The organism is Kitasatospora sp. NPDC018058 (genome assembly GCF_044327205.1).
Lineage (GTDB): Bacteria > Actinomycetota > Actinomycetes > Streptomycetales > Streptomycetaceae > Kitasatospora.
In genome coordinates this window covers 1-25,840 of the sequence record NZ_JBIRFA010000045.1, presented here as the reverse complement: position 1 = coordinate 25,840, position 25,840 = coordinate 1, and the positions used below count along the sequence as shown (strand labels likewise).

Genomic DNA, 25,840 nt, shown 5'->3' with positions numbered 1-25,840 from the left:
GCACGGTGCGGTGCCGCGCCGGGCGGCCGGCCCGATCACGTTTTCAGCGGTCACTTCTTCACACGTACCGTCTTGGTCGACCGGGTCTCAAGGGTCATCGAGTCGGCCTCGCTCACGTTCTTACGGAATCGAACCGTACCCTCCTTCGGGTCCACCACGTCCACCACCTTCTGCAGCAGCTTGTAGGTGCCCTCGTTCCCGGTCGCGTGCGCGATCCGGACGGCGGCGCCCAGCTTGGCGGTTGCGGTGTCGACGTCCCCGGAGCGGTGGGCCTCCAGGCCCTCCTGGATCGAGGAGGCGAGCTCGGCCTGCCCGGTGTAGTGGGCGACCTGCGGGCTGATCCGGGTGGAGGAGGCCAGGTCGTCGGTCCAGACGGCCTTGACCAGGCCCTGGCTGAGCACCTCGGGGGTGCCGCCGCCGACCTGCGGGGGCAGCACCAGGCTGACCCGGGCGGCGAGCATCTCGTTGCCGACCGAGGCGGCCGGGACCTCGACGCAGACGTGGTAGTCGCGGCTCTCGTCGCCCCAGGAGCCGGTCGGGTAGTCGCCGGCCCGGGGGCCGGCCTCGGCGCGGCGCTCGGTCAGGTCCTCGACCGAGGGGGCGACCTGCTTGACGAACTTCACGGTGGCGTTGGCCGGGGTCCAGATCCGCAGCGCGACGTCGGCGACCTGCTTGCCCATCGCGCCGGCCATCATCGAGCGGAAGTCCTCGGCCAGGCCGGACGGCTCGGCGACGATGTCGACGGTGCCGAGCAGCGCCGAGGAGATCGTGCGCAGCTCGTCGATCCGCCAGTCGGTGCCGACGCCGCGGCAGTCGGCCGTGAAGTGGCCGGTGACCCGCTCGATGTTGCGGGCCAGGTCCTCGGCCGACTCGTGCTCGTTGTTGCCGTCGGTGAGCAGGATGGCGTGCCGGATGGCGATGTCGCGACGGGTGAGGAAGAGCTTGTCGGCCTTGGCCAGCCAGGTGCCCATCGCGGTGCCGCCGGCCGCGGTGAGGCGGCGCAGCGCCTCCTTGGCCTGGTCGCGGGTGGTCGGCGAGGCGGTGGCCAGGGTGCCGTCGCCGGGGTAGATGTCGCGGGCCTCGTGGGTGCCGGCCACCACGGCGAAGGCGGTGCCGTCACGCAGGGCGTCGATGGCGGCGGCGGTGGCCTCGCGGGCGCCGTTGATCTTGGTCTTGGGGTAGTCCATCGAGCCCGAGCAGTCGACCAGGATCACCACGGCCGCGTTGGCGTCGGCGCGCTGGGCGGCGGCGTCGGTGAGGCCGAGCGGGCGGCCGCCGGAGGTGCCGCCGCCGGTGGCGGTGACGGTGACGATGGCGTTGACCTCGCGGGCGCCGTCGGCCAGGTACTCGTTCTGGAAGATCTCCACGTCGAACCTGGGCAGGTTCGGCTTCGCCAGTGTTGCCATGGGGCGGTCGGCTCCCGTCGGGTGAGGGGTGGATGTGATCAGGTCGGTGGGCGGTCCGGCGGCCGGGGCCGTCGGGCCGGTCGCGGACGGCCGGTCAGGCCGTCGGCGGGTGCGGCGGCTGCGGAGGGACGGGCGGGGCGGCGGGCGGGGCCGGCGGTGCGGGCGGGACCGGCGGGGCGACCGTGGCCGGGGTCGGGGGCAGCGGGGCGGCGGGGGAGCCGATCACCGGGAGGTTCGGCAGGGTCGGCTCGAAGTCCTCGAAGTCCTCGTCGTCCTCGGGCGCCCGGGCGGCGGCCGGGACGATGATCGGCAGGTCCAGCGCGGTGGGCGTCTCCTCGACCTCCTCCACGGACACCGTCGGCGGGTCGATCGGCAGCACCGCGACGGTGATGTTGTCGTGGCCGCCGGCCGCGACCGCGAACTTCACCAGGGTCTGCGCCGCCAGGAGCGGTTCGGTGCGGGCGTCCGGCCGGACGTAGTACGCCAGGTCGGTGGCGGCCTCGGCGTAGTTCCACAGTCCGTCGGTGCAGATCAGCAGCACCCCGGGGACGTGCGGGGTGAAGTCGAGGGTGTGCGGCACGACCTCCTCGGCGTCGGCGCCGAGCCAGCCGGTGATCGCGTGGGCGCGCGGGTCGGCGTAGGCCTCGGCCTCGCCCATCAGCCCGGCCTCGACCATCCGGGCCGCCCAGGAGTCGTCCTGGGTGAGCCGGAAGGGCTCGGCCGCGGCGCGGTCGTCCGGGATCCAGTACGCCCGGGTGTCGCCGACCCAGCCGATGGTGACCCGGCCGCCGACCGCTATCGCGCTGACGTAGGTGCAGGCGGGCGCGTTGAGGTCGGGGCGGGCCGGGCCGGCGCCGTCGGTCGCCAGGCCGGCGACGGCCTCGGCGGCGTCGGCGATCGCGGCGCGCATCGCCTCGACCGGGTCCCGGCCGGCCTCCAGGGAGGTCAGCAGGGACTCGGAGGCGGCGTCGACGGCCGTCTCCGAGGCCTCGTCCGGGCGGTCGGAGGAGGAGACGCCGTCGCAGACCACGGCGACCACGACCGGCTCGCCGCCGGGCAGCGAGGAGGCGGCGACGGTGAAGGAGTCCTCGTTGCGGTGGTGGCGCACGCCGCGGTCGCTGACCCCGGCGACGCCCGCGAGCGCCTTCTCCATGTGGTCGCGAGGGCGCGGCTGGGCGCTCCCGCAGCCCTCGCAGTAGCCGTCCTCGGCGACCTGCGCCCGCCCGCAGTTCACACAGACCGGCCCGCGCTGCGGCGGGACGGCCTCACCGCGGGCGGCGGCCCAGCTGGCGGGCATCACGCCCGGGGCCGCCCGGCCGTCCCGGCCGGCCCCGCAGTGGCCGCAGAACGCGTCCTCCGGGTCCATCGGCTCGGAACAGCTCGGGCACTCGGTCTGCTGCGGCATCGGCTACACCCACGTCCTGGGGCGGGCCCGGTTGGCCCGTTCCACCATCTCGATCCTGGTCTCGGCCCGGTCGGCCAACCGGGCGAGTACCCGGTAGGACTGTTCCAGGGCGAAGCGCAGTTCCCGCTCCGCGGCGGGTCGTCCCAGCACCATGGTGGTGCCGGCCTGTCGGGCGCCCGCCGACCCGGCGGTGACCCAGCCGAGGGCGGCGCCGAGCACCTCGACCGAGAGCTCCTCGCGGCGCCGGTCGTCCAGGCGCAGCGCGGTGAGCTGGTCGGAGCTCGCGCCGAGGTCGGCGGCCAGCGGGTCGGTGGCGGGGCGTTCGCGCAGCCGGGCGCGGACGGCGGCGATCCGGGCGGCGGTGTACTGGCTGGAGGTGGCCGGGACGGACTCCAGCACGTGCACCGCGCCGGGCCGGTCGTCCTCGGCGAGCCGGACCCGGGCGAGGCCGAAGGCGGCGCTCAGGTAGGAGTGGTCGGTGGTCCACACCAGCCGGTAGAACTCGGCCGCGTCGCCGCCGTCGCCGAGCAGTTCGGCGCAGATGGCCAGGGCCAGCTTGGGCGCGGCCTCGCCGGGGAAGGCGTCGTAGACCGCGTCGAAGGCCTCGGCGGCGGCCCGCAGATCGGTCTCGTCGCCGTCTTCGGACGCTCCCACCAGGGCGACCAGGCCGCGGTACCAGACCACCCGCCAGTCGTCCGGGTGGTCGTTCTCCAGCTTGGCCAGCCCGTTCACGGCCATGCCGTGGCGGCCGAGTTCGAGCAGGGCGCGCAGCTCGCGCAGTCGGCTCTCGACCGAGTCGGCGGGGGCGCCGGCCAGTGCGGCGAGCGCCTCCTCGGGGTCGGTGGCGAGCAGGGTGGCGAGGAAGCCGGCGTTGGGGTCGCCCGGGTCGACCCGGGGGACGGGCAGCGCGAGGGCGGCGGCCGCCGGGTCCAGCGCGGCCACCCGCAGTTGTCCCCGCTGGTCGGCGGGCAGCACCAACTCGGTGTCCACGACGCGCAGTTCGGGGCCGAACAGGGTGGAGAGCGCGGGCCGGGGCCGGTCGTCCTGGAGGGACAGGACCTCCCGCAGCACACCGGTGAGCTGGTCGGCCATCTCCTCGGCGGAGGAGAAGCGGCGGGCCGGGTCCGGGTCGGTGGCGCGGACCAGGAAGCGGTAGTACGACTCGTACGTGGCGAAGACCTCGACGTCCTCGGGGCCGGGCAGTGAGTCGCGGTAGGTGGTGCTGTAGCCCTGGAAGTCGAAGGTGAGCACCGCGAGGGTGCGGGCCACGGTGTACAGGTCGGAGGCGGGGGAGGGGCCGTGGGTGGCGATCTCCGGGGCCTGGTAGCCGACGGTGCCGTAGATCGGGCCGTCGTGGTCGAGCCGGCAGACCGCGCCCATGTCGATGATCTTGAGCGCGTCGCCGCTCTGGATCACGTTGTCGATCTTGAAGTCGCAGTAGATCAGGCCCCGGCCGTGCAGGTACCCGAGCGCCGGCAGCGCCTCCAGCGCGTACGCGATCGCCACCTCCACCGGCAGCGGCTCGCGCCGGCCGCCGTCCGGGGTGCGGCGGTCGTTGGCGATGTCCTTGAGCGACTTGCCGCCGACGTACTCCATGACGATGTAGCCGTCGGTGGAGCCGGTCTGGAGGTCCAGGTGCTCGGCGAAGTTGATGATCCGGACGATGTTCGGGTGGTCCACCTCGGCCAGGAAGCGGCGCTCGGCGACGGCCGCGGCCAGCGCGTCCTCGTCCCCGGTGTTCAGCAGGCCCTTGAGGACGACCCACTTGTCGTTGACCCGGCGGTCCACCGCCAGGTAGATCCAGCCGAGCCCGCCGTGCGCCAGGCAGCCGACCACCTCGTACTGCCCGCCGACCAGGTCGCCGCGGCGCAGCTTGGGGGTGAAGGAGTACGGCGTGCCGCACTTGGTGCAGAAACCGTCCGGGCGCCCGGGGCGGCCGTTCTTCTCCCGGCCCACCGGGGCCTCGCACTTGGCGCAGTAGCGCTTGCGCTCGGGCACCTCGGGGTCGGCCAGCACCGCCAGCGACGGGTCGGCGGTCTCCACGGTCGGCACGGTGACCAGGCCGGCGCCCAGCCGGTTGCGGGCGCCCGCGCTGACGCTGCCGCGGGTGGAGCGCACCGAGACCGAGCGGCTGGAGCCGGTGCGGGTCGAGCGGTGCGAGCGGGAGCGGCCGGACATCGAGCGGGAGGAGCCGGTGCGGGCCGACATCGAGCGGATCGAGCCGCTGCGGGCGGAGTCCGGGGAGACCCGCGCGGACGGGACGTAGGGCTGGGTGAGGCCGGTGTCGGCGCCCGGCGGGGTCAGCCCGCACTCGTCGCAGTAGCCGTCCGCGTCGATGCTGCCTGAGCAGTCACGCGGGCAGGGCGAGCCGGGGCCGGCGGCCGCCGCTGCCTCCGGGGGTGTCGCGGTGGTGCCGGTGCCGCCTCCGCCCGCCGGTGCCAGCCCGCACTCGTCGCAGTATCCGTCGGCGTCGATCCTGCCGCTGCCGGAGCACTCCGGCCGTACGCACGTCTCGCCCATCAACCTCAGCCCCCCTGTACCTGTCCGTCGACCGGCGTCTGGCCGGCCGGCTCGTGTGACGGCTGCTGCTCGGCCTGTGCCGGGCGCAGCGACTGCTGGAAGCGGGCCACCGCGGCGGCCGCCGCCCGCAGGTCGCAGGGCGCGCTCCAGAGCAGCCAGCGCGCCTTCTCGTACCGCTCGATCACTTCCGGGTCCTCGGAGACCCGCATCCGGGCGGCCATCGCCTTGTAGGCGTCCAGCCGGCCGCGCAACTCGGCCCGGACGGCCAGCGGCTGGGTCACCTCGGTGAGCGAGTGCCGGGCCCGGGCCAGCTCCTTGGCGGCGGCATCCTCCAGGGCGTCCAGCAGTGGCGCCAGCCGGCCCCACTGCCCGCCCTGGCGCAGCTCCAGCGCGGTGACGATCCGTTCGCGCAGCGCCGAGGCCGGACCGGGCACCGCCGGGACGTCGCTGGCCGCTATCTTCGCCAGCACCTCGCCGCGGGCCCGGCGGGCCTCGGCCAGGGTGGCGTCGGCCCGCTGGAGCAGGTCGCCGACGCCCTGGAGGCGCTCCTCGGCGTCGTCGCGCAGCCGCAGCAGGTTCTCCAGCTCCAGCCGGACGCCGTCCAGCGCCCGCCCGGCCCGGTCGAAGCGCTCGGTGTCCACCACCCCGGCGGGGGTCGCGAAGGCCGAGCCCTCGGGCACCGTGCCGCGCTGGGCCGGCACCCGGGCCGGGCGCCACAGGGCCAACGGGTCCTCGTGGACCTCGGTGCGCAGTTCGATGAGGTCCCGCTCCAGCCCGACCAGGTCGTCGCCCAGCGGGTGGCTGCCGGCCCGCACGCCGAGCGAGGCGGCCAGGGTCTTCACCCGGTGGAGTTCGGCCAGCAGCAGGTCGATCCGGGCCGGCAGCGCCGACCAGACCGCGTCGGCGGCGCTGACCACCTCCAGCACGGTGGCGTACCAGGAGTTCATCCGGGCCATCAGCGCGTCCAGGCTGATCCGCTCGACCAGCTTGGCGGGCGCGCCGAGCAGCTGCGGGCCGTCGGGCACCGCGCCGCCCGGGACGGTCACCGCGTCGCCGGTCAACAGCTCGCTGAGCTCGGCGAGTTCGGGCGCGCCGGGCTTGGCCTTGCGGGCCCGCACGGCGCGCGCCGAGGCGAGCGCCTCGGAGTACCGGTCGAACAGCGCCCAGAGCAGCGGCAGTCCCTTGCCGGCGACGGACCAGCGCTCCAGGGTGCGGCCGGACAGCTCGGCGCCGTCCAGCAGCCGCAGGCCCGGGTGGTCCTGCAGGGCGAGCAGCGCCGACTCGACCGCGTCCCGCTCCGCGCCGAGGCGCGCCAGCGCGCGGTCCACCTCCTCCCGGCTCAGTACCGGGCCAGCCGATGCCGCCACCGCGGTGTCCTTCCTTCCTCGCGTGTGACCCCGACGTCCGTGACGTGTGATCCCACGACAACCCCCGTGTCCACCACCGGTCTCCCCGTGGTGATCGTCCCGAACCCTAGCCGGTGACGGTTCGGGCGGTACGGGCGCGGGGCGTCAAGACCGCGTCAACGCCCCGCGTCCGCAGCGGTCCGTACCCGTCTCAGTGCGGCACCGGCCAGTAGCGCTCGGCGTCGCCCAGCATGTACGGCTTGAGCCAGCGGTCGTACGAGCGCCCCCACTCGCCGCTCGCGTGGTAGTCGGCCAGCACCTGGTTGACCCGGGCGGTCAGGTCCGGGCTGCTCTTGAGCATGGCGACGCCGATCACCTCCGGCTGGGTGTCGCCGTCCACGATCCGCACGGTCTGGTCCTGGGCGGCCTGGCCGGCCGCCAGGCCGTCGTCGGTCATGGTGGCGTCGACCTTGCCGAGCTGCATCAGCACCAGGCAGTCCAGCTGGTTCTCCTCCGTGACGACCTGCTTGGCGGTCTTCTTGGGGCCGTTCACGACGTCGAAGGCGGTCGACCCCTTGGCGACGCAGACCGTCCTCCCGGCGATCGCCTCGTCGAGGTTCTTCGCCGGGGAGGCCTTCGGCACCAGCACCCGCTGGGTGATGTTGAAGTACGGCTTGGAGAAGGCGACGTCCTCCATCCGCTTGCAGCTGACCGTCATGGTGCGGACGATCAGGTCGACCCGGCGCTTCTGGACGGCGTCGATCCGGTCGGCGGTGGCCACCGGTTTGAGGACCACCTTCTCGGGGTCGCCCATGATGGCGGTGCCGATCGCCCGGGCCAGGTCGATGTCGAAGCCCTCGATCTGGCCGGTGTTCGGGTTGCGCGAGCCCCAGCGGTAGCTGTTCTGGTCCACGCCGATCACCAGGCTGCGCTGCTTGGCCTTGACGGCCTTCACCGCCGGGCCGTCGTCGTTGCTGGGCGGCACGCTCTTGTAGATGTCGCAGGTGTTGTCCTGCGCCTGCTGGTCCTGTTGGACGGCCTGCGGCGCGGCCGTCGCGGCGGTCGGCGCCGCGCCGGAGGGGCCGCCCCCGCCGAGCACGGCCGCGCAGGCCGCGAGCACCGTCAGCGCCGCGGCGCTCCTGGTCCGTACGGTTCTGGTGCGCATCTCGTCCGTTCCCCTCATCGGTACTCGGCCAGTCGCCGGCCGAGGCCGCGCAGCGCGGCGGCCGCGGCCACCAGGCCGAGCACCGCGGCCGCGCCGGCGGCCAGCCGCAGGTCCCCGGCGGTGCCCTCGGCGGCGTCGGTGAACCGGGCCTGCTCGGCGTCGGCGGCCTGCCCGAGGGCCTTGTCGGTGGCGTTGAAGGCGGCTTCCGCCGTGCTGGTGGCGTCGGTGGCCGACACGGTGGCGTTCAGCGCGGCCTGGTAGTCGGCGTCGTCGACCTCCAAGGACCGTGCCTTGTCGTGCCGTCGACGCCATTCGTCGTACTGCTGCGCGGCGTCGCGGACCGGCTGGGCGGCGGACGGCGGGGCGAGCCGGACCGCCTCCGGGAGCGAGCCGCTGCGCCGCTCCAGCGGGACGTCCTTGGCGTTGTCGCCGGAAAGGTGCTTGGTGGCGCTGTTCCACTGGTCGGCGTACTTGGTGGTGGAGCCGCGCGCGACCAGGTGCAGGTTCTCCGCCAGCCGGGCGGTGAGCACGTCCACCCGGGCCGAGTTGAGTGCCCGCAGCGGGGTCGCGCCGTCGTGGTCGCTGCGGTCCAGCGCCGAACCGGCGGTCAGACCGGCGACGGTGAGCCAGAGCGCGCCCGCCAGGACGGCGGCGGAGGCGCCCAACAGGCCGATGTTGAACACCCGGTTGGTGCGGCGGAACAGCGTCAGCTGTACCCAGCCGAGCGCGGCCAGGGTGAGCACCGCCAGGCCGTACGCCCCCCACGGCACGGACTTGGCCTCGGCGTAGTCGTTCGCCAGCTCCTTGTCCTCGAAGCCGTTCAGCTCGGCGGCGGCCGGCAGCAGGACGTTCTGCATCTGCTCGGAGGCGTACCGCAGGTAGGCGCCGCCGAGCGGGATGCCCTGCCGGTTGTCGGCCCGCGCGGTTTCCACCAGACCGGCGTACACCGGGAGTTGCTGGTTCAGTCGGGCGAGTGAGTCCTGGGCCGGGGAGGTGGACGTGGTCCGGGCGGCGGCCTGGGCGATCAGCTTGGCGGCCTGGGCGAGGTCCTGCTCGTAGCGGTCCCGGACGTCCTTGGGCTCGGCGCCGGCCAGCAGGAAGCCGGTGGCCGCGGTGGTGGCGGCGTCCGCCAGCGAGCGGTGGATCTCGGCGGCGTCCCGGCTGAGCGGCTGACTGTACGAGACGACCCGGTCGGCGGCCGTGGCCCTGGTCTCCAACTGCCAGGCGGTGAGCCCGCCGAAGGCCACCGTGAGCACCGCGAGCACCACCCCGGCCAGCCGCAGCCGGCCCGGGGGCGTCCGGGTGGCCTGGGCCAGGCGGGCGCGCACGCCGCGCTCCGGGGCACCGGCCCGGGGGCGCTTCGCGAGCGGTGCTGTCCCCGGTGCCGTCCCCGGCGCGCCGAACGGGGTCGCTCCCGGTACGGCCGGTGGACCGCTCGGCCGCGTCGGGAACGCGGCGCCCGGTGCGCCGTTGCCTACTGGTGATGCCACCCGCCTCATCCTCCCCTGGGTACGGACCCGACACCCGGGGCCCGACCGATGGCAGCAGTATGGCCGTGACTCCTCCCGGCCACACCTGACTTGCGCCGATCTTGAGCATGTCGTGCACGGTTTCCGCACGCTCTCGCCCGGCTCGGTACGACTTGTAACGGCCCGGTGCGGCCCGGTGAGGCCCGGTGCGGCCCGTAACAGTCCGTAACGGCTCGGACGGAGAGGTGGCGACCCGTGCGACGCGGGCGGCGCCCCTCGCGGTTCCATCAAGCGACTCCCGAGGTGAGGCACACGCCCGCTCCGTACCATGGGCCCCATGCGACTGCTTGGAACGATCTCACCCGACCGCCCGCTGCTCGTCGTCGCCGTCCGCGAGGAGGCCGCCCACCTGAACGAGCGCCTGCCCGTGCTGCTCACCGGGATGGGGAAGGTCAACGCCGCCGTGGCACTGGCCACCGTGCTCGCCCAGGGCGGGAAGCCCTCCGAGGTGATCAACCTCGGTACGGCCGGTGCGCTGCGCCCCGGTTGGGAGGGCATCCACCACGTGGTCCAGGTGATCCAGCACGACCTGGACACCGAGGTCCTGCAGACCCTGACCGGCCGCAGCTACGGCGGCCCGCTGGTGGTCGGCAAGGGCGACGGCCCGGTGCTGGCCACCGGTGACCTGTTCGTCGACTCCCCGGCCGCCCGCGAGCGGCTGGCCGAGCACGCCGACCTGGTCGACATGGAGGGCTACGCCGTCGCCACCGTCGCCCACCGGGCCGGGGTCCCGGTGCGGCTGGTGAAGTACGTCAGCGACGAGGCCGGGGACGGCGCGGCGCACACCTGGCGGGAGTCGGTGGACGGCTGCGCCCGGCACCTCGCCGACTGGGCGCACGCACAGGGCTGGTGACGGTCCGTCCGTGGGCGGCCGGACGGTGCGATCGGGCGCTGAGTCCTCCGGTCCTTCGGGTGGGAGGGCGGTCGCCCTCCCACCCCTTTTTCGTCCTAGTCGCGGAAGGCCGAGAGGTCGAAGGTCGCCAGCCGCTCCGGGTCGGCGATCACGTCGATCGCGGTGATCGCGCCGTCCACCACGGTGAACGCCATGATCGACAACGCCCGGCCGTTGTCGCCGATGACCACCGCGCCCGCGGTGCCGTTGACCAGCGCCGGGCGGGCGAACGGCGACAGCTTGCCCCACATGGCGGCCTGGCCGGCCACCGTCGCGGCGCCGGTGAGCACCAGGGTGTGCCGGGCCAGCGCGGCCCCGCCGTCCGAGCGCAGCACCACGTTCGGGTCGAGCACCGCGACCAGCGCCTCCAGGTCGCCGTTGCGGGAGGCGGCGAAGAAGGCGTCCACGGCGAGGCGCTGGCGGCCCAGGTCGGGGTCGGGCGCGGGCGCCTGCCCCTGCACCTTGCGGCGGGCCCGGCTGGCGAGTTGGCGGGTCGCGGCCGCCGTCTTCTCGATCAGCGGCGCGATCTCCTCGAACGGCACCACGAACATGTCGTGCAGCACGAAGGCGACCCGCTCGGCGGGCGACAGCGACTCCATCACCACCATCAACGCCAGACCGACCGAGTCCGCGAGCATCACCTCCTGCTCCGGGTCGACCACGCCCTCGCGGCGCAGCAGCGGGTCCGGGATGCGCTCCGGGCCGGTCTCCCCGTCCGGCCCGGTCGGCACCAGCGGCTCCTCGCGGCGCTGGGCGCGGTCGCGCAGCAGGTTCAGGCAGACCCGGGACACCACCGTGGTCAGCCAGCCGCCGAGGTTCTCCACCCCGGCGGTGTCGGTGCGGTCGTACCGCAGCCAGGCCTCCTGGAGCGCGTCCTCGGCCTCGCTGATCGAGCCGAGCATCCGGTACGCGACCGCGCGCAGATGCGGCCGGTGCTCCTCGAATCGAGCGGTCCGTAGAGCGGTCCGGGATGATTTCTCGTCCACCGTGTCACATTCCTTCATCGCCTCGGGTCAGGGCAGCAGGAGTCACCCAACAATGGGTGCGGCGGGGAGATCAACTCCCGGTCCGGGACGAATCGGAGACGATCGTGACGAACAACCTGGTACTGGTCACCGGCGGCACCGGCACCCTGGGCCGGCAGGTCGTACCTCTGCTGCGTGCGGCCGGGCGCGCGGTGCGGGTGCTCAGCCGGCAGGCGCGCGCGGCCGGGGACGGCGTGCCGTACGTGCGCTGCGACCTGCTCGGCGACCCGGCCGAGGCGGACGTCCGGCTGGACGGGGCGCTCGCGGGCGTCGACACCGTGCTGCACCTCGCGGGCGGCCCCAAGGGTGACGACGAGGCCACCCGGCGGCTGGTCGCGGCCGCGCGGCGGGCCGGGGTGCGGCACCTGGTGTACATCTCGGTGATCGGCGCGGACAAGGTGCCGCTCGGCTACTTCCGGTCCAAGCTCGCCGCCGAGGAGGCGGTGACCGGCTCGGGCCTGCCGTACACGGTCCTGCGGGCCGCCCAGTTCCACGACCTGGCGTTCACCGTGGTCGAGAAGATGACGAAGCTGCCGGTCGTCCCGGTGCCAGGCGGGGTCCGCTGGGAGCCCGTGGACGTACGCGAAGTCGCCGCCCGGCTCGTCGAGTTGACCCTGGACGAGCCGGCCGGGGCGGTGCCCGACCTGGCCGGTCCGACGGTGTACGAGATGGGCGAGCTGACCCGGCGCTTCCTGGCCGCGCAGGGGCGCCGCTTCCGGCAGATGCCCGTACGGGTGCCGGGCGAACTTGGGCGCGCCTACCGGGCCGGGGACAACCTCGCCCCGGACGGGGCCGAGCACGGGCGGCGCACCTGGGAGGAGTTCCTGGCCGAACGGTTCGCCCTCTGAGTTGTCGCTGCGGCGTCCTAGGGTGTCCGCCATGTCATTCCTCGATCTCGTTCGTGCCACCCCCGCCGCCGTCGACTACCTGCTCTGGCCGGGTGACTTCTCCCTCGACGCCTACTCGCACGTGGAGGAGGTGGTGCTCGCCTCCGGGGAGGCCTTGGAGGAGGTGGCCAAGTGCGGTGCGGGTGGCACCTTCTTCCTCTGCGGCGAGGGCGGCGACGAGCGGCCCGTGCTGTACGCCGACTCCGAGGGCGGCGCGGCCCTGATGGCCGTCGGGTTGGAGGAGATGGTCCGGCTGCTGCTGGCCCTGCCGTGGTGGCGGGACTGCGTCCGGCTGACCGAGGAGGAGAGCGCCGAGGCGGCCGAGGCGTTCCTGGAGGAGGAGCCCGACCTGTTCGCCGACCGGGACGCGGCGGCGGCCGCGCTCGGGCTCGAAGTCCCCACGGTGGCTGAGGCGTTGGCGCGGCTGCGGGAGGTCGCGTTCGGCCTCGGGGAGCGGTACGTGCTGCTCAACGCGGTGGAGGGCAACGCGTACGGGCCGCTGTTCAGGGCGTAACGGGGCTCAGGCCTCGGCGGCCCGGAGGACGGCCTCCGTGGTGACCACCTTGGCGAAGCGCATCGCGTGCAGGGTGGTCGCGGTGGCGCGGGCGAGTTCGGCGGCGGGGACGGTGGTGCCGTCGGGGCCGGTCATGTCGAAGGTGTGCATGGCGTCGGTCGGGAAGATCGCGTCGTAGCCGAGGTTCCCGGCCATCCGGGCCGTGGTCTCGTTGCACACGTTGGTGATGATCCCGGTGACCACCACCTGCCGGGCGCCGCGCTGCTGGAGCCAGGCGTGCAGGTCGGGGGTGCCGTAGAAGGCGCTGTTGACGGTCTTGGTGATGTGCAGGTCGGGGGTGATCGCGGCGACGAAGTCCTTGAGCGCGTGGCCGGGCGTGCCCTCGACCAGCGGGCCGGCCGGGGAGGCGTGCTGCACGGTGACGATCGGGCGGCCGGTGGCCTGCCAGGCGGCGATCAGCTCGGCGATCCGCTGCTCGGCCTGGGGGTTGTCGCGGGGGCCCCAGAACTCCTGGTCCTCGAAGCCCTGCTGGACGTCGATGAGGAGCAGGACGGCGTCGGGGTCGAGGGCGAGGGGGGCGTCGAAGGCGTCGGTGTTCGTCATGGGATTCATGGTGCCGCGCGGTGCCGGGCGGCTGTGATGGGCAGGAATGCCACCCATCGATGGATTCCTGCCATGCTTGCGCCATGCGAACGGTGGGGTGTCTGATCTTCGACGGCGTACGGGCCTTCGACTACGCGGTGATCGGCGAGGTGTGGGCGAACCGGTCCTCCCGACCGGGGCTGCCGGGCTTCGACCTGCGGGTCTGCGGGCCGGTGGGGGCCCGGGTGCGGCTGGGCGGTGGGCTGGAGCGGGTGCCGGACGAGGGGCTGGGGGCGCTGGCGGACTGCGACCTGGTGATGGTGCCGGGGGTGGAGGAGCCGGGTGCTGCGCGGCCTCCGGAGGTGCTGGCGGCCCTGCGGGAGGTCCGCGATCGCGGTATCCCCGTCGCCTCGCTCTGCGCGGGCGCCTTCGTCCTCGCCGAGGCCGGGCTGCTGGACGGCCGGGAGGCGACCACCCACTGGGCGCTCGCCCCCGAACTGGCCCGCCGCCACCCGGCGGTGACCGTCCGGCCCGAGGTGCTGTTCACCGGCGGCGAGGGCCTGTGGACCTCGGCGGGCGTTGCGGCGGGCATCGACCTCTGCCTCCACCTGGTCCGTACCGCCCACGGCCAGCAGGCCGCCGCCACCATCGCCCGCGCGATGGTCACGGCCCCGTTCCGGGCGGGCGGCCAGGCGCAGTTCATCCCGACTCCGGTGCCCGCGCCCGCCGAGGACGACCCGCTGGCGCGGGTGCGCGCCGAGATCCTGACCTCCCTCGACACGCCGTGGACCGTCCGCCGGATGGCGGCCGCCGCCGTGATGTCCGAGCGGTCCTTCGCCCGTCACTTCGGCGCCACCACCGGCACCACCCCGCTGCGCTGGCTGCTGGACCAGCGGATCCTCGCCGCCCAACGGCTGCTGGAGGAGACGGACTTGCCGGTGGACGCGGTGGCCGTGCACTGCGGCTTCGGCTCGGCGGTGTCGCTGCGGCCGGTGTTCGTGTCGCGGGTGGGCGTCGCGCCGAGGGAGTACCGGCGCGCGTTCCGGGGGCGGGAGGAGGGCTAGGTTCGGGGGTGAATGCCCGTCACGGGACCCGTCACAGGAGGAGATCCGATGGCCTGGTTCACGCTCGAACGTTTCGACCCGTCCTTTTTCGAGACCGCGCCGCACCGGCACGCGTACGTGATGGACCTGCCGGTGGCGCCGGAGACCGTCTGGCGGGGGCTGGCCGGGGACGCCCCGCTGTCGTGGTGCCGGGGCCTCGCGGGTGGGCGGTACACCTCGGTCGCGCCGCACGGGGTGGGCACGACGCGGGAGATCACCGCGGCCGGGCTGTTGCACCTGCGCGAGGAGTTCGTGCGGTGGGAGGAGGGGACGCGGCACTCGTTCTGCGTCACGGAGGCCAGTCTGCCGCTGTATCGGCGGTTCGGGGAGGACTACGTGGTCCGGCCGAACGCCCACGGCACCCGGTTCACCTGGACCTTCGCCTTCGAGCCGAACCCGCTGCTGGCCCACCCGGCCGCGCTGACGGACCTTCCGGGGACGGCGTTCCTGAAGACGCTGATCGCCGACACCAAGCGGCACTTCGGCGCGGCCTGAGCGGGGAACCGGTGCCGCGGCGACCACTGGGCCGACTGGACGGCGACCTCCTGCCCCGCGTTGCTGGTGCGCGGCAGCGAGGGCGTGATCCCGGCCGGGCAGGCGGCGGAGCTCGTCGCCCGCCGCCCCGGGACGGTCGCGGTCGAGCTGGTCGGCGACCACCTGCTGCCGGTCACCGCTGCTGACGAACTCGCCTCCGCCGTGCGGGAGTTCCTCGGGGCCCTATAGCAGGGGCGGAAGGCGATCGCGGCGGTGGCCACCGTCCGGGACGCCCGTCCGCCGCACAGCGGCCGCTACGGTGGCGAGTTCGCGGCGCTGGGCGGCGGCACCAAGGTGCGTGCGGTGGCGGTCCGAGCGGCTCGTCAGCGGGCGGCGGAGAGGGCGAGGGTGGCGACGGCCAGGGTGAGGTAGCCGGCGGGGAAGTAGAGGTTGTGGAGCACCCGGGTGCGGACGTGGGTGGCCACGGCGCCGATGTAGAACAGCACCAGGCCCACCGCGGCGGCGATGCCGAGCGGCGGGAAGGCCACCAGGCCGATCAGCAGCCCGGCGGCCCCGGCGGCCTTGAGCGCGGCCAGCCGCGGGATCCAACTCCTCGGGACGTTCACCTCGGCGGAGTTGGCCAGGACGAAGGGTGCCCCGGCGAAGTCCGCGGCGGCGATTCCGGCGTTGGCGGCGATGGCGGCGACGGCCACGATCACGTACGCGATGGACATGGGACTCCTTCGTCGCTGACACGAGTGCTTGCTCGCCGTCCAGCCTCGTCAGCCCCTCGCCTTGCGTCCAATACCTGCTTCCATAACCTGATGGAATGGATGTGGACACCCGGCTGCTGCGCTATTTCACCGCCGTCGCGGAGGAAGGCAGCCTGACCCGCGCGGCGGAGCGGCTGTACGTCTCCCAGCCCGCCCTGACCAAGCAGATCCGGCAGCTGGAGAACGGCCTGGGCACCCCGCTGTTCGTCCGCTCCCGGGCCGGGATGGCGCTCACCGAGGCCGGCCGCGCCCTGGCCGCGCGGGCGCCCGGGCTGCTGGCGGCCTGGGACGCCGCGCTGCGGGAGGCCAGGGCCGCGGCGAGCCGGGCCGAACGCGTCCTTCGGGTCGGCTTCCTGGCCAGCGCCGCCAACGAGGCCACCCCGCGGATCGTCGCCGAGTTCACCCGCCGCCGCCCGGGCTGGCGGGTCGACATGCGGCACGCCACCACCTGGTCGGACCCGACGGCGGGCCTGGCGGACGGGGACGTGGACGCGGCGCTGCTGCGCTTGCCGTTCCCCGGGCAGGAGCGGCTGCGGGTGGCCGAACTGTCCACCGAGCCGCGCTGGGTGGCGCTGCCCTCGGCGCACCCGCTGGCGGCCCTGGAGGTGGTCCCGTTCCGGGAGCTGTGGGACGAGCCCTTCGTCGCCGCCCCGGCCGAGACCGGCGCCTGGCGGGACTACTGGGTCGCCGCCGGCGAGCGTGAGGGGCGCCCGGTGCGGATCGGCGCCGTCGTGGACCAGCCCGACGACTGGCTGAGTGCCATCGCCAACGGCTACGGGGTCGCGCTCGCCCCCGAGTCCACGGCCCGCTTCTACGCCCGGCCCGGGATCGTCTACCGGCCGGTGAGCGGCGTCAGCCCCAGCCGGATCGGGGTCGCCTGGGCACCGGTGGACGACGGCAATCCGGTGGTGCGGGACTTCGTGCGGTGCTGCGTCGAGAACGTCGAGAGCATCGAGAGCTCGGAGGAGTGAGCTGCGGGGAGCGGCGCGGGGTGGCGGAGGGGTGGCGAGCGGAGGGGGTGGCGGCCCTCAGCGCCGCCACCCCCCGTTGGCTTCTCGGCAGCGGGGCCGGGGTTCGTTGAGCCAAACCCCACGGTGGGGTGAAGTCCGGTGGGGATCTGCGCGGGGTTCAGTGCGGTTTCGGTGAGCACCCCTGCCCCTGCCCCTGCCCCTGCCCCTGCCCCTGCCCCTCCCCTGCCCCTGCCTCGGGCGGGTTCAGACCGCGAGGGAGTCGCGCAGCCGCTTCTTGTCCGGCTTGCCGACCGAGGTCAGCGGGATCTCCGTGACCAGGTGCAGGGCCTCCGGCGCGTAGATCCGGCCCTTGCGCGCGGTGACGAACGCGCGGACGTCCTCCAGCTGCGGCCGCTGCCCCGGCGCGGGGACGACCGCGACGTGGACGTGCTCGGCCTGCTGGGCGTCGCGGACGCCGAAGACGGCGCACTGGCCGATCGCCGGGTGGGCGAGCAGCAGGTCCTCCACCTCGGAGGGGTAGACGTGCCCGCCGACCACGATGATCGTGTCCTTGAGCCGGTCGGCCAGGTAGAGGTAGCCGTCCGCGTCGAAGTAGCCGATGTCGCCGGTGTTCAACCAGCCGTCGCGCAGTACCTCGGCGGTGAGGTCGGGCCGCTTCCAGTACCCGGCCATGAGGGTGGCCGAGCGGACGTGGATCTCGCCCTGCTCGCCGGTCGGCAGCTCGGCGCCGTCGGCGGAGCGGATCACCACCTCGACCCCCGGGAGCGGCCGGCCGACCGAGATCTGGCCGCCGTGCCCGACCCGGTCGTGCTCCTGCGGGGAGAGCGCGGTGATGTACTGCGCCTCCGACATCCCGTAGGCGCCCGACAGGACCGGCCCGAACACCTTGAGCGCCTCGCGGATGCGGGTCGGCGAGGAGGCGCAGCCGCCGTACAGGATCCGCTTCAGGCTGGACAGGTCGGTGCTGCCGATCGCCGGGTGGTCCAGCAGCTGGTAGAGCAGCGGGGGCAGGACCCACAGGTCGGTGATGCGCTCGCGCTCGATGGCGGCCAGCACCTCGCCGGGGTCGAAGGAGCGCTGGATGACCACCGAGCCGCCGTCGTGGAGCGTCAGGTCGGAGAACACGCCGGAGAGGTGGGCGAGCGAGGTGGCCGCGAGCAGGCGGGGCGCCGCGCCCTCCGGGCCGAACGGGACGTCGAAGGCGCGGCGGTAGGGGCCGTGCAGGCTGACGATGCCCTTGGGGATGCCGGTGGTGCCGCCGGTGTGGCGGATGCCCAGGTCGTCGTCCGGGCCGATCCGGACGTCCGGCGGCTGGGCGGGGCGGTGGGCGGAGGCGGCGATCACGTCCTCGCCGACGGACTCCGGGCCGGGGCCCAGGGTGAGGACCGTCGGCACGTCGACCAGGGCGAGCAACTCCGGGGCCGTCGCGTACCGTTCGGCGTCCACCAGCAGGACGGCGGTGTCGACGCTGGTCACGATCTCGGCCAGGATCGGGGCGCTCATGCCGTCGTACAGGTTCACCAGGCGGGCGCCCGCGATGCCGGCGGCGTAGCGGGCGCTGAGCGCCTCGGCGGTGTTGCCGGTGAGCAGGGCGACGGTCATGCCCCGGGTCACGCCGCGGGCGATGAGCTCGTGGGCGAGGCGGTAGGTGGCGGCGGCGAACTCGCCGGCGGTGATCCTGACCCCGTCGGCGGTGGTGATGGCCAACCGGCCGGGGTCGGCGGAGAGGGACCGGAGGATCAGGGCGGGGGCGCTGATGAACTCAGCGTCGGGCATGGCCACTTCTTCTTTGTAGTTTGCAACCATGTCGACAGCCTAACTCCATCCTCCGCACCGGGTCGGGTAGTTGGCGATCAGGACGGTACGGGCGCTCCGAAACGCGCGAGATAGTGCCAGACCTTCTTGACCGACTGGGGGTCATGGCGGCCGGTGATGGCGGCGGCCCCGATGACGGCGGGATCGAGCGCACCGTCGACGGCGATCTCGGCGCCCAGATCGACGAACTCCTGTCCGCGGAAGGCGGGATGGCGGCGCAGCTCCTGCACGGTGAGCCGGAAGCCGGCGTGCCATTCCAGTGGACAGGGCAGCCGTCGGGCGGCCTCCTCGACGACCGTGCCCCGATAGCAGGGGTCCAGGACCAGGGCCTCGACGTCGCGGGCCATGCGCACCGGTCCGTGCACCTGCGCCTCGATGTAGTCGTCGAGGTGGTCCTGGCGGTCGGCCAGGGCGAGTTCGATCAGCCCCATGCGGTCCGCGACGCCGAAGTCCGTGGGGTCCACGCAGCTGTCCGGGTAGCAGAAGGTGGTGCGCCCCGACACCTCGGCGGTGAGGCGGAAGTGGGCGGAGCCGAAGCGCGGCGCGGCGCCGAACGGCTTGCGGCGGAAGTTCAGTGCCCCGTAGACGGGACGCTCGGCGGAAGGCGCATCATCGTAGGCGCCGTTGAAGATCCGGCTCTCCCAGCGCCACCGGTCCCCGCCCGGGTGGGCGGTCAGGCCGCCGTTGCTCGTCCCGGTGACGAACTGGGAGACGTAGACGCCGCCCTCGGCCAGGGCCTCCAGGATCGGTCGGCCGTGGGCCGCGCGGTCCGGATGGAAGTTGAGGGTCACCCGCAGGGACGGGTCCACCGGTGGGCCGGACGACAGTGCGGCCACATGCCCGAGGGCGCGGTCCTGTGGTGTCGGGATGGCGTCGGCGGTCATCTGGTCAGTGTGGCCGAGCCGAACGGCCCGGTGCACGTGGGTTTCCGCGCCGGCGGGCCCGGCGGCGTCCACCGACGGGCCCGCCGCGCTCAGCGGGTCTCGATGAGTACCTTCTGGAGGACCACGTCCTCCAGCGGGCGGTCGTTGCGGGGGTTGGTGGCCCTGGCGCCGATGGCGTCGACGACCTTCTTGCCGGCGTCATCGGCGACCTCGCCGAAGATGGTGTGCTTGCCGGTGAGCCAGACGGTCGGCGCGACGGTGATGAAGAACTGGGAGCCGTTGGTGCCCGGCCCGGAGTTGGCCATCGCCAGCAGGTAGGGCTCGGTGAACGCCAGGTCCGGGTGGAACTCGTCGGCGAACTCGTAGCCGGGCCCGCCGGTGCCGTTGCCCAGGGGGTCGCCGCCCTGGATCATGAAGCCGTCGATGACGCGGTGGAAGACCGTGCCGTCGTACAGCGGCTCCCTGCTCGGCTGGCCCGTGTTCGGGTCGACCCACTCCCGCTCGCCCTGGGCGAGCTCCACGAAGTTCTGCACGGTCTTCGGGGCGTGGTTCGGCAGCAGCCGGATCACGATGTCGCCCTGGTCGGTCTTCAGCGTCGCGTACAGCTCGTCCGCCATCACAATCCTTCCTTCGGTGCAACTGGTCCGGCCAGTCTCCAGACCGGACGGCGGGCCCCGAAGCGGCGACACGGCATCTCACCCGCACGGGTGGCGCCGGGGCGAACAGGCATCCGGACCTGACACCTTCGGCGCCATCCCGGCGAGCATCCCCGCGCCCGGGGGCCGGGGCGGGGAAGGTGGCGTTGGCGGCCGGAGTTTCGGGGCCGTCGATCGACATCCGAGCGAGATTGGCGACAGCGTGAGCGAGCGAGTGACCGGCGTGGTGAAGTGGTTCAACGCGGAGAAGGGGTTCGGGTTCATCAGCCCGGACGGTGGTGGCGCCGATGTGTTCGTGCACTTCAGGGCCATCAAGAAGCAAGGGTTCAAGAGCCTTGAGGAGGGGGAGGCCGTCTCCTTCGAGATCACCCAGGGCCAGAAGGGGCCCCAGGCGGAGAACGTCGAGGGCGTGAACCCGTAGGCGCTTCCGCGGACACTGCGCAGGAAGTCGGCCGCGCCGACTTCCTGCGCAGCGGATCTGGGGGACACCTGCACGGCCTGGTCGCCCTGGAGGTCCACGGCCACCTGCGCGCCCGGACGCTCTCGCCGGACAGGTTCTTCGGCGCGGAACTCGCCCGGGCAAGGGCGGCCATCTGCTCCCCGCCCTCCAGCCAGGTGGTGACCGAGGCTTCCCAGGAGTTCTCCCGGGTGTCCCACGGCCGGATGGTCCAGGTGAGGCCGACGTGGCCGCCGGACCGGAAGACGGCCCGCAGGGCGAGGTGGTGGGTGCTCCAGGTGCGCTCGCCCTCCCAACCCCGGAAGTCGGCGGCGAGCTGGTCGAGGAAGTCGGCCAGGTGCTCCGGTCCCCACGCCCAGACGACGACCGAGTCGACCCGGGCTTGGAGGCCTTCGCCGTGCAGGTCCACCGCGAAGCCGGTCCCGAACGCGTCGAAGAATCGGTCGGCGAGCCGGACCCGGACAGTCGGGTCGTCCTGGGACCGGACGGTGACGGCCGGTGTGTCGGTGGGCTCGGTGGCCTGGGCGTTCATCTGCGGGACATTAGACGGCTTCGCGCCGGAAGTCATCGCGATTCCGTTCGAGCGGGCAGGTGGGAGGCGCCGACGCCGTCGCACTCTCCGGGTCAGCCGACGGCATCGAGGATCGACGCCCAGGTGGCACCGGTGAGTGCGGCCACCGCCTGTTGCTCGGAGAGCGGGGGAGCGGCCCGGGTCGGCTTCGGCGCGTCGGAGCCGCTGCCGCCGCCGGTGCTGTTCCACTGCACCAGCTGTAGCTGCGCGCCGGTCGACTTCAGGGTCACCGTCACCGTCCAGCGGCGGGCGGTGTCGGCACGGGCCGGGTGCTGGGCGGCGTTCTGCTCTGACATCACCACGGCCCCGCCGGGAATCGCGGCACTGCTCGGCAGCTCGCTCAGCGTGCAGGTGTCACCTGCGGCACGTGCGGGTGTCCGCTCGCAGCTCAGCCCGTCGCCGTCCCTGAGTGGCAGCTTGAGCCGCAGGGCCGAGACGCCGACCAGGGCGGCGCCGTGCCCGTCGTCGACGATAAGTTCGCCGTTGGCGACGTACCCGGCGGACGGATCCGAGGGGTTGTTGCTCTGCCCGGTCTCCCGGCTGAACCGGCCTCCGGGGAACGTCATCTCCAGGGCCCGGATCATCTGGGTGTCGGTGATCGCGGAACGGGGCATCGCCAGCGCCGCCGGCTCGATGTCGGATCCTGCGGAGCGGGTCCCGGCGAGCGCGCCGGGGATGACCAGGCCGGCTGCCGCGATCACGGCGCAGGCGCCGACCCCGGCGATGACGCCGACGCTGCGCCGACGCCGACGGCTCCGCCCGCGCTCGACGGCTCCGCTCAGGAGCGTGGTGAGATCGGGTTCGAGGGAGTCGGTCGTGCGGTCCAGGGCATGGGCGAGGTCTGCTTCGAACGGCATGCTGGCGTCACCTTTTCTGTCGCTGATGGGGGCCTTACGGCGGTCTTGACCTGCGTGCACGGTGCTCAGTGCGGAACCAGGTCGGACAGGCTGTCGCCGAGCAACGCACGCACCCTGCCGAGTGCACGGGTGCCCTGGGACCGGACCGCACTGCTGCTCAGCCTGAGCATCCGGGCGGTCTCCTCGATGCTGCGGTCCTCCCAGTAGCGCAGCAGCAGCACCGCCCGGTCGCGGGGCGGCAGTTGGGCGAGCGCGTCCAGCAGGGTGAGCCGCAGCGCAGTGTCCGGGCCGGACGCCGCACTGTCCGGCATGTTCCCGATGGGGCGCTCGGCGGTGCTTCGCCGACGCCGCAGGCTGAGGAAGGTGCGGACCAGAACCGTCTGGGCGTAGGCCACCGGGTTGTCCGCACGGGCCACCCGCTTCCAGTGCACGTACACCCGGCTGAGGGTCTCCTGGACCAGGTCCTCGGCAAGATGCGTGTCGCCGGCCGCGAGGACGTACGCCGAGCGGTACAGCGCCTTCGCCCTCGCGGCCACGAACTCCAGGTACTCGTCCTCCTGTGCTGATTTCACTCGGTCCCCGCCTGTTCGCTCGTCCTGTGATCGCCGTGCATACCCTTCATGACTACGTGAGGCGTCAGGATGTCGTGTGGGCAGCGGATTTCTCTTTCAGGGGGTGGTGGCCTGGGCGGCGCGGGTGCGGCAGTGGGTGAGGGCGGGCTTGATGCGGGGGTCGGGGGTGGGGGTGGAGGAGAGGAGTTCGCCGGCGGTGACGAGGGCGGTCCAGTAGTGGGCCGGGTCGCCGGTGCGGGGGAGGGGCTGGGCGGCGGCGAGGGAGAGGTAGGCGGCGGTGAGGTTGCCGGTGGTGAACCAGCGGGCGAGGCCGTGCTGGTGGCCGGCCCGGATGCCGCCCATGGCGTCGATCGCGGCGAGGAAGAGGTCGACGATGGTCCGGTCGCGGGCGTCGAGGGTCTTGGGGATGTCGAACACCCCGAGGGCTTCGAGGAGTTCGCCGGTGTCGGCCTCGGAGTCCGGGCGCGGGCCGGCGAGCAGGGCGTCGTAGCAGTCGTTGAGCCGGCAGGTGGCCTCGGCGAGGGGGATGTCGAGGGCGAGGCAGACGGCGCGGGCGGAGGGGAGGGGCTTGCCGGTGCAGCGGGCGAGGAGGGTGTAGGCCTCGGCGGGAGTGGAGCCCTGGGAGAGGGCGTGCCGGGCGAGGGTGAGGAGCGGGGACTGCATCGGCGGCACGCTTTCAGGCGGTGACGAGGGAGAGGGCGGGGGCGGGCGCGACCAGGGCCCAGACGAACTTGCCGATGCCACCGGCGCGGGGGCAGCAACCCCAGCTCTCCGCGAGTTCGTTGACGAGGAAGAGGCCGCGGCCGCGCTCGTCGTCGGGGGTGGTGGGGTGGAGGGTGGGGCGGCCGCTGCCGGCGTCGTGGACTTCGAGGCGCAGGCGGTCGTCGATGAGGGCGAAGCGGATCTCGATGAGGCGGTCGGTGGGGGCGTCGGAGTGCTGGACGGCGTTGGCGAAGAGTTCGCCGAGGAGGAGTTCGGCGATGTCGGAGTAGCGGTCGCCGGTAGGGAGGGCGGCGAGGTAGGCGCGGAGGAGGTGGCGGGCGAGGGGCGTCGAGTCGGTGCGGGAGTCGAGGCGCGCGGCGAACGTGCGGGGGCGGTGGGTTTTGGGCATGGCGAAGTACCTCGGGGGGCGGATGGGGGAGCGCGACGGTAGTGCGCAATCACGCTACGCATGCACATGATTGCGTTCTGGTGTCAATCATCGAGGCTGCGGAGGTACGGTGACGCCAGATCGACGTGCGGGACGTGCGGCGCACAACTGGGGGCAGTGATGGCACAGCGGAAGACCAAGCGGGGGACGACGGCGAGCTCCGCGATCATGTTCGGCGAGGAGCTCAAGTACGCGCGCGAGGCGGCGGGTTACACCCAGGAGGAGCTCGGCAAGCTCCGGCACTGCGACCGGACGGTGATCTCGCGGACCGAAAGCGGCAAGCGGAAGCCGTCGATCGAGGAAGTCGAGGACCTCGGTCGGCTGTTGAACACCGGCGACCTGCTGATGCGGCTGTACGGCCGGGTCGACTGGGACGCGGCGATCGAGCACCCGGACTGGTTCCAGGACCACGTTGACCTGGAGGCCATCTCCGTCGGGGTCCGGGTGTTCCAGGACAGCGTGGTGCACGGCCTGTTGCAATGTCGGCAGTACGCGCGAGCGCTCTTCGCCACTGGCGATGCGGCCGGCAACCCGGAGGAGATCGAGGAGCTGACCAAGGCTCGACTCAGTCGGCAAAGCCGCTTTCTCGTGCCCAGCGGGCCGTTGCTGGTCGTCATTCTCGATGAGAGCGCCATCCGCGCGGTCATCGGCGGGCCTGATGTGATGAGATGTCAAATGGAGCACCTGTTGCGGGTGGCCCGGCTTCCGAACATCGTCATTCACGTGGCGCCGTTCTCAAGTCGGCAGGCTTTCATCAACACGGCTATGGTGTTGCTGGAGTTGCCGGACGGGCAGCGCTTGGTCTACTCGGAGAGCCTCGATCGAGGCCATCTCAGCGAGGATCCCGCCAGTGCGACCAAGTATCACCGTCGCTTTGATCAACTCCGTGGCGAATGCCTGTCAGAGTGCGACTCGCTTCGGCTGATCGCCGATGCGCTGGAGGGTTACAGAGATGATGAGCAACGAGCTCGCCGCGGCCGCCTGGCGGAAGAGCACCTACAGCGGAAACAACGGCGGGGACTGCATCGAGGTGGCCCCCGGATTCCCCGGCCTCGTCCCCGTACGTGACTCCAAGGACCCGAACGGCCCGGTCCTCGTCTTCCCGGCCTCGGCCTGGACGGCCTTCCTCTCCGGCGTCCAGGCCGGTGACTTCTCAGGGTAGTGATCAGACTCGGAAGCTCTCGATGTCCGACGTCGTACTGGTGAAGCCGTTGGTCGAGATCACCCGCACCCGGACCTCAGTCCCGGGCGGGAACTGAGTCCGATCAACCGTGATCGTGGGGTCCTTCAGCCCGACTCCGATCGTGTGCCAAATCCTCCCGCCGTCCGTGCTGACCTGCGTGGCGAACGTGTGGCCGTCCATCCGGGCCGCACCGAAGTCCAGATCCAGCCCGAACTCGCCTTCCCCTGCCGTCGAGTGACGAGCTCCCTGGAGCGTCGGCGGCGGGTCCGCCGGACGGAAGGTGTCCACCACCTGCCCGCCGACGAGCAGTTCGACCGACGCGGGGTTGGTCCCGATCGGCACGACCGCGTCCACCAGTCCGGTCCGCTCCTGGCCCGGCGCCGGGTCCGACGTGAGCTTCACCGTGACCGGGAAGTCGACCGGTGCCCCACCTCCGGCTTGCTGGACCCGCAGCACCACCGGGGCCTCGCCGTTCGGCGCGGCGCCGTCTGCGGCCTGGCCGGCCTGGGCCGGCTGCGCGGGTTGTGTGGCCGCCGCCTGCACCGGGTTGACGAACATGATCGCGCCGTTGCGGCTGGTGAGGTCGACCGTTCCCACCACGCTGACGAGTTGCCCGCCCTCGGGCCCCGCCTCCATCCCCGCCACGGCGGGCGCAGGCGTCGGCGCGGCGGTCACCGAGAGTTTCGGGAACCGCTCGTCGGGACGGCCTCCGCCGCCGACCGTGGTGACTCTCAGTTCGCGGGGGGTCGCTGGGATGGGCGCGGCCGCCGCCGGAATACCCGCCGGTGTCGGGGCTCCGGTGGTGAGGGTGTTCTCCGCCACCAGCCGCTGGCGGATGCCCTCGTAGGTATAGCTGGACGGCCACTGGAAGTTGCAGTAGGTCATGACATCGTGCCAGTCCACCCCCGGCTTGGCGGCCATCGGCAGGTTCAGGTGGGGATCGCCCACGTCGAACCCGCAGAAGCTGTCCGGGGTGTCGGCGAGCTGTCCGTTCTGGAACGGGTAGTTCCAAGGCCGGGTAGTTAAGGATTTCGGCCGGGGTGCAAGGCAAGGGTCGAGGTACACCGCAGTGCGCGGAACGCAAGCAACGCGGCCCCGTTGGA

General features: G+C 73.1%; 27 protein-coding genes and 1 pseudogene. 10 read left to right on the top strand and 18 right to left on the bottom strand.

Annotation, left to right across the window (positions count from 1 at the left end):
• Positions 1-50 precede the first annotated feature (50 nt).
• The 6 genes from ACH4E7_RS37680 to ACH4E7_RS37655 form a co-directional block, all read right to left on the bottom strand.
• Positions 51-1,406 (bottom strand): VWA domain-containing protein, encoded by a 1,356-nt coding sequence (locus tag ACH4E7_RS37680; protein ID WP_396253705.1) that lies wholly within the window; start codon positions 1,404-1,406, stop codon positions 51-53.
• A 94-nt stretch (positions 1,407-1,500) separates the two neighbouring features.
• Positions 1,501-2,811 (bottom strand): protein phosphatase 2C domain-containing protein, encoded by a 1,311-nt coding sequence (locus tag ACH4E7_RS37675; protein ID WP_396253704.1) that lies wholly within the window; start codon positions 2,809-2,811, stop codon positions 1,501-1,503.
• 3 nt (positions 2,812-2,814) lie between these two features.
• Positions 2,815-5,331, bottom strand: a complete 2,517-nt coding sequence (locus ACH4E7_RS37670; protein WP_396253703.1) for a tetratricopeptide repeat protein — start codon at positions 5,329-5,331, stop codon at positions 2,815-2,817.
• Positions 5,332-5,336: 5 nt separating this feature from the next.
• The gene (locus ACH4E7_RS37665) at positions 5,337-6,698 is read right to left on the bottom strand and encodes a hypothetical protein (RefSeq protein WP_396253702.1); all 1,362 of its coding nucleotides are present in this window, start codon (positions 6,696-6,698) and stop codon (positions 5,337-5,339) included.
• Between the two features lie 190 nt (positions 6,699-6,888).
• Complete coding sequence (locus tag ACH4E7_RS37660) at positions 6,889-7,842, bottom strand: transporter substrate-binding domain-containing protein (RefSeq protein WP_396253701.1); 954 nt, start codon at positions 7,840-7,842, stop codon at positions 6,889-6,891.
• Between the two features lie 14 nt (positions 7,843-7,856).
• Complete coding sequence (locus tag ACH4E7_RS37655; protein WP_396253700.1) at positions 7,857-9,170, bottom strand: hypothetical protein; 1,314 nt, start codon at positions 9,168-9,170, stop codon at positions 7,857-7,859.
• Between the two features lie 478 nt (positions 9,171-9,648).
• On the opposite strand from ACH4E7_RS37655, the gene ACH4E7_RS37650 reads away from it, so the two are divergent.
• A complete protein-coding gene (locus ACH4E7_RS37650) occupies positions 9,649-10,224 on the top strand; it encodes a nucleosidase (RefSeq protein ID WP_396253699.1) in 576 nt (191 codons plus the stop codon).
• A 95-nt stretch (positions 10,225-10,319) separates the two neighbouring features.
• Here ACH4E7_RS37650 and ACH4E7_RS37645 read toward each other — a convergent pair whose 3' ends face one another.
• Positions 10,320-11,249, bottom strand: coding sequence for a sigma-70 family RNA polymerase sigma factor (locus ACH4E7_RS37645; protein WP_396253698.1), 930 nt, complete (start codon positions 11,247-11,249; stop codon positions 10,320-10,322).
• Positions 11,250-11,353: 104 nt separating this feature from the next.
• On the opposite strand from ACH4E7_RS37645, the gene ACH4E7_RS37640 reads away from it, so the two are divergent.
• On the top strand, positions 11,354-12,136 hold the full coding sequence (locus ACH4E7_RS37640; protein WP_396253697.1) for an SDR family oxidoreductase: 783 nt from the start codon (positions 11,354-11,356) through the stop codon (positions 12,134-12,136).
• A 31-nt stretch (positions 12,137-12,167) separates the two neighbouring features.
• Positions 12,168-12,689 (top strand): hypothetical protein, encoded by a 522-nt coding sequence (locus tag ACH4E7_RS37635; protein ID WP_396253696.1) that lies wholly within the window; start codon positions 12,168-12,170, stop codon positions 12,687-12,689.
• A gap of 6 nt (positions 12,690-12,695) precedes the next feature.
• Here ACH4E7_RS37635 and ACH4E7_RS37630 read toward each other — a convergent pair whose 3' ends face one another.
• Positions 12,696-13,292, bottom strand: a complete 597-nt coding sequence (locus tag ACH4E7_RS37630; RefSeq protein WP_396253695.1) for a cysteine hydrolase family protein — start codon at positions 13,290-13,292, stop codon at positions 12,696-12,698.
• Positions 13,293-13,375: 83 nt separating this feature from the next.
• On the opposite strand from ACH4E7_RS37630, the gene ACH4E7_RS37625 reads away from it, so the two are divergent.
• The 3 genes from ACH4E7_RS37625 (at position 13,376) to ACH4E7_RS37615 (ending at position 15,097) form a co-directional block, all read left to right on the top strand.
• Positions 13,376-14,335, top strand: a complete 960-nt coding sequence (locus ACH4E7_RS37625; protein ID WP_396253694.1) for a GlxA family transcriptional regulator — start codon at positions 13,376-13,378, stop codon at positions 14,333-14,335.
• A 48-nt stretch (positions 14,336-14,383) separates the two neighbouring features.
• Positions 14,384-14,869, top strand: coding sequence for an SRPBCC family protein (locus ACH4E7_RS37620; protein ID WP_396253693.1), 486 nt, complete (start codon positions 14,384-14,386; stop codon positions 14,867-14,869).
• 66 nt (positions 14,870-14,935) lie between these two features.
• Positions 14,936-15,097 carry a hypothetical protein gene (locus ACH4E7_RS37615; protein WP_396253692.1) on the top strand — a complete coding sequence of 54 codons (162 nt, stop codon included), beginning with the start codon at positions 14,936-14,938 and terminating at the stop codon, positions 15,095-15,097.
• Positions 15,098-15,231: 134 nt separating this feature from the next.
• Here the strand turns inward: ACH4E7_RS37615 and ACH4E7_RS37610 are convergent, their stop codons facing one another.
• The gene (locus ACH4E7_RS37610; RefSeq protein WP_396253691.1) at positions 15,232-15,582 is read right to left on the bottom strand and encodes a DoxX family protein; all 351 of its coding nucleotides are present in this window, start codon (positions 15,580-15,582) and stop codon (positions 15,232-15,234) included.
• A gap of 95 nt (positions 15,583-15,677) precedes the next feature.
• On the opposite strand from ACH4E7_RS37610, the gene ACH4E7_RS37605 reads away from it, so the two are divergent.
• The gene (locus tag ACH4E7_RS37605) at positions 15,678-16,592 is read left to right on the top strand and encodes a LysR family transcriptional regulator (RefSeq protein WP_396253690.1); all 915 of its coding nucleotides are present in this window, start codon (positions 15,678-15,680) and stop codon (positions 16,590-16,592) included.
• 243 nt (positions 16,593-16,835) lie between these two features.
• Here the strand turns inward: ACH4E7_RS37605 and ACH4E7_RS37600 are convergent, their stop codons facing one another.
• From ACH4E7_RS37600 to ACH4E7_RS37590, 3 genes are all read right to left on the bottom strand, one after another.
• Positions 16,836-18,368 (bottom strand): AMP-binding protein, encoded by a 1,533-nt coding sequence (locus ACH4E7_RS37600; RefSeq protein ID WP_396253689.1) that lies wholly within the window; start codon positions 18,366-18,368, stop codon positions 16,836-16,838.
• Positions 18,369-18,445: 77 nt separating this feature from the next.
• Positions 18,446-19,291, bottom strand: a complete 846-nt coding sequence (locus tag ACH4E7_RS37595) for a DUF3626 domain-containing protein (RefSeq protein WP_396253688.1) — start codon at positions 19,289-19,291, stop codon at positions 18,446-18,448.
• An 89-nt stretch (positions 19,292-19,380) separates the two neighbouring features.
• A complete protein-coding gene (locus ACH4E7_RS37590; RefSeq protein ID WP_396253687.1) occupies positions 19,381-19,908 on the bottom strand; it encodes a peptidylprolyl isomerase in 528 nt (175 codons plus the stop codon).
• A gap of 241 nt (positions 19,909-20,149) precedes the next feature.
• Between ACH4E7_RS37590 and ACH4E7_RS37585 the strand changes: the two genes are divergently transcribed.
• Positions 20,150-20,368, top strand: coding sequence for a cold shock domain-containing protein (locus tag ACH4E7_RS37585; RefSeq protein ID WP_355671728.1), 219 nt, complete (start codon positions 20,150-20,152; stop codon positions 20,366-20,368).
• Here the strand turns inward: ACH4E7_RS37585 and ACH4E7_RS37580 are convergent.
• The 5 genes from ACH4E7_RS37580 to ACH4E7_RS37560 all read right to left on the bottom strand — a co-directional run bounded on the left by ACH4E7_RS37580 (position 20,313) and on the right by ACH4E7_RS37560 (position 23,515).
• Positions 20,313-20,936, bottom strand: coding sequence for a DUF6228 family protein (locus ACH4E7_RS37580; RefSeq protein WP_396253686.1), 624 nt, complete (start codon positions 20,934-20,936; stop codon positions 20,313-20,315). The genes ACH4E7_RS37585 and ACH4E7_RS37580 overlap by 56 nt on opposite strands.
• Positions 20,937-21,028: 92 nt before the next feature.
• Positions 21,029-21,832 carry a hypothetical protein gene (locus tag ACH4E7_RS37575; RefSeq protein WP_396253685.1) on the bottom strand — a complete coding sequence of 268 codons (804 nt, stop codon included), beginning with the start codon at positions 21,830-21,832 and terminating at the stop codon, positions 21,029-21,031.
• Between the two features lie 65 nt (positions 21,833-21,897).
• Positions 21,898-22,404 carry a SigE family RNA polymerase sigma factor gene (locus ACH4E7_RS37570; protein ID WP_396253684.1) on the bottom strand — a complete coding sequence of 169 codons (507 nt, stop codon included), beginning with the start codon at positions 22,402-22,404 and terminating at the stop codon, positions 21,898-21,900.
• 96 nt (positions 22,405-22,500) lie between these two features.
• Positions 22,501-23,067, bottom strand: a complete 567-nt coding sequence (locus ACH4E7_RS37565; protein ID WP_396253683.1) for a hypothetical protein — start codon at positions 23,065-23,067, stop codon at positions 22,501-22,503.
• Positions 23,068-23,080: 13 nt separating this feature from the next.
• The gene (locus tag ACH4E7_RS37560; protein WP_396253682.1) at positions 23,081-23,515 is read right to left on the bottom strand and encodes an ATP-binding protein; all 435 of its coding nucleotides are present in this window, start codon (positions 23,513-23,515) and stop codon (positions 23,081-23,083) included.
• Positions 23,516-23,674: 159 nt separating this feature from the next.
• Between ACH4E7_RS37560 and ACH4E7_RS37555 the strand changes: the two genes are divergently transcribed.
• Both ACH4E7_RS37555 and ACH4E7_RS37550 read left to right on the top strand, forming a co-directional pair.
• Positions 23,675-24,622 (top strand): Scr1 family TA system antitoxin-like transcriptional regulator, encoded by a 948-nt coding sequence (locus tag ACH4E7_RS37555; RefSeq protein ID WP_396253681.1) that lies wholly within the window; start codon positions 23,675-23,677, stop codon positions 24,620-24,622.
• Positions 24,585-24,716: a DUF397 domain-containing protein gene (locus tag ACH4E7_RS37550; protein WP_396253680.1), complete on the top strand. Its 132-nt coding sequence runs from the start codon at positions 24,585-24,587 to the stop codon at positions 24,714-24,716. Before ACH4E7_RS37555 ends, ACH4E7_RS37550 begins: the two co-directional genes overlap by 38 nt.
• Before the next feature lie 3 nt (positions 24,717-24,719).
• Here the strand turns inward: ACH4E7_RS37550 and ACH4E7_RS37545 are convergent.
• A pseudogene (locus ACH4E7_RS37545) lies at positions 24,720-25,840 on the bottom strand (hypothetical protein); the annotation flags it as partial.

What these genes read in the sequence shown, in the direction of transcription:
- ACH4E7_RS37630 (WP_396253695.1), bottom strand. Translation starts at nt 13,292, where the DNA reads ATGACGAACACCGACGCCTTCGACGCCCCCCTCGCCCTCGACCCCGAC.
- ACH4E7_RS37670 (WP_396253703.1), bottom strand. Translation starts at nt 5,331, where the DNA reads ATGGGCGAGACGTGCGTACGGCCGGAGTGCTCCGGCAGCGGCAGGATC.
- ACH4E7_RS37565 (WP_396253683.1), bottom strand. Translation starts at nt 23,067, where the DNA reads ATGCAGTCCCCGCTCCTCACCCTCGCCCGGCACGCCCTCTCCCAGGGC.
- ACH4E7_RS37595 (WP_396253688.1), bottom strand. Translation starts at nt 19,291, where the DNA reads ATGACCGCCGACGCCATCCCGACACCACAGGACCGCGCCCTCGGGCAT.
- ACH4E7_RS37650 (WP_396253699.1), top strand. Translation starts at nt 9,649, where the DNA reads ATGCGACTGCTTGGAACGATCTCACCCGACCGCCCGCTGCTCGTCGTC.
- ACH4E7_RS37605 (WP_396253690.1), top strand. Translation starts at nt 15,678, where the DNA reads ATGGATGTGGACACCCGGCTGCTGCGCTATTTCACCGCCGTCGCGGAG.
- ACH4E7_RS37555 (WP_396253681.1), top strand. Translation starts at nt 23,675, where the DNA reads ATGGCACAGCGGAAGACCAAGCGGGGGACGACGGCGAGCTCCGCGATC.
- ACH4E7_RS37680 (WP_396253705.1), bottom strand. Translation starts at nt 1,406, where the DNA reads ATGGCAACACTGGCGAAGCCGAACCTGCCCAGGTTCGACGTGGAGATC.
- ACH4E7_RS37600 (WP_396253689.1), bottom strand. Translation starts at nt 18,368, where the DNA reads ATGCCCGACGCTGAGTTCATCAGCGCCCCCGCCCTGATCCTCCGGTCC.
- ACH4E7_RS37620 (WP_396253693.1), top strand. Translation starts at nt 14,384, where the DNA reads ATGGCCTGGTTCACGCTCGAACGTTTCGACCCGTCCTTTTTCGAGACC.
- ACH4E7_RS37675 (WP_396253704.1), bottom strand. Translation starts at nt 2,811, where the DNA reads ATGCCGCAGCAGACCGAGTGCCCGAGCTGTTCCGAGCCGATGGACCCG.
- ACH4E7_RS37590 (WP_396253687.1), bottom strand. Translation starts at nt 19,908, where the DNA reads ATGGCGGACGAGCTGTACGCGACGCTGAAGACCGACCAGGGCGACATC.
- ACH4E7_RS37635 (WP_396253696.1), top strand. Translation starts at nt 12,168, where the DNA reads ATGTCATTCCTCGATCTCGTTCGTGCCACCCCCGCCGCCGTCGACTAC.
- ACH4E7_RS37575 (WP_396253685.1), bottom strand. Translation starts at nt 21,832, where the DNA reads ATGCCGTTCGAAGCAGACCTCGCCCATGCCCTGGACCGCACGACCGAC.
- ACH4E7_RS37580 (WP_396253686.1), bottom strand. Translation starts at nt 20,936, where the DNA reads ATGAACGCCCAGGCCACCGAGCCCACCGACACACCGGCCGTCACCGTC.
- ACH4E7_RS37625 (WP_396253694.1), top strand. Translation starts at nt 13,376, where the DNA reads ATGCGAACGGTGGGGTGTCTGATCTTCGACGGCGTACGGGCCTTCGAC.
- ACH4E7_RS37560 (WP_396253682.1), bottom strand. Translation starts at nt 23,515, where the DNA reads ATGCCCAAAACCCACCGCCCCCGCACGTTCGCCGCGCGCCTCGACTCC.
- ACH4E7_RS37660 (WP_396253701.1), bottom strand. Translation starts at nt 7,842, where the DNA reads ATGCGCACCAGAACCGTACGGACCAGGAGCGCCGCGGCGCTGACGGTG.
- ACH4E7_RS37610 (WP_396253691.1), bottom strand. Translation starts at nt 15,582, where the DNA reads ATGTCCATCGCGTACGTGATCGTGGCCGTCGCCGCCATCGCCGCCAAC.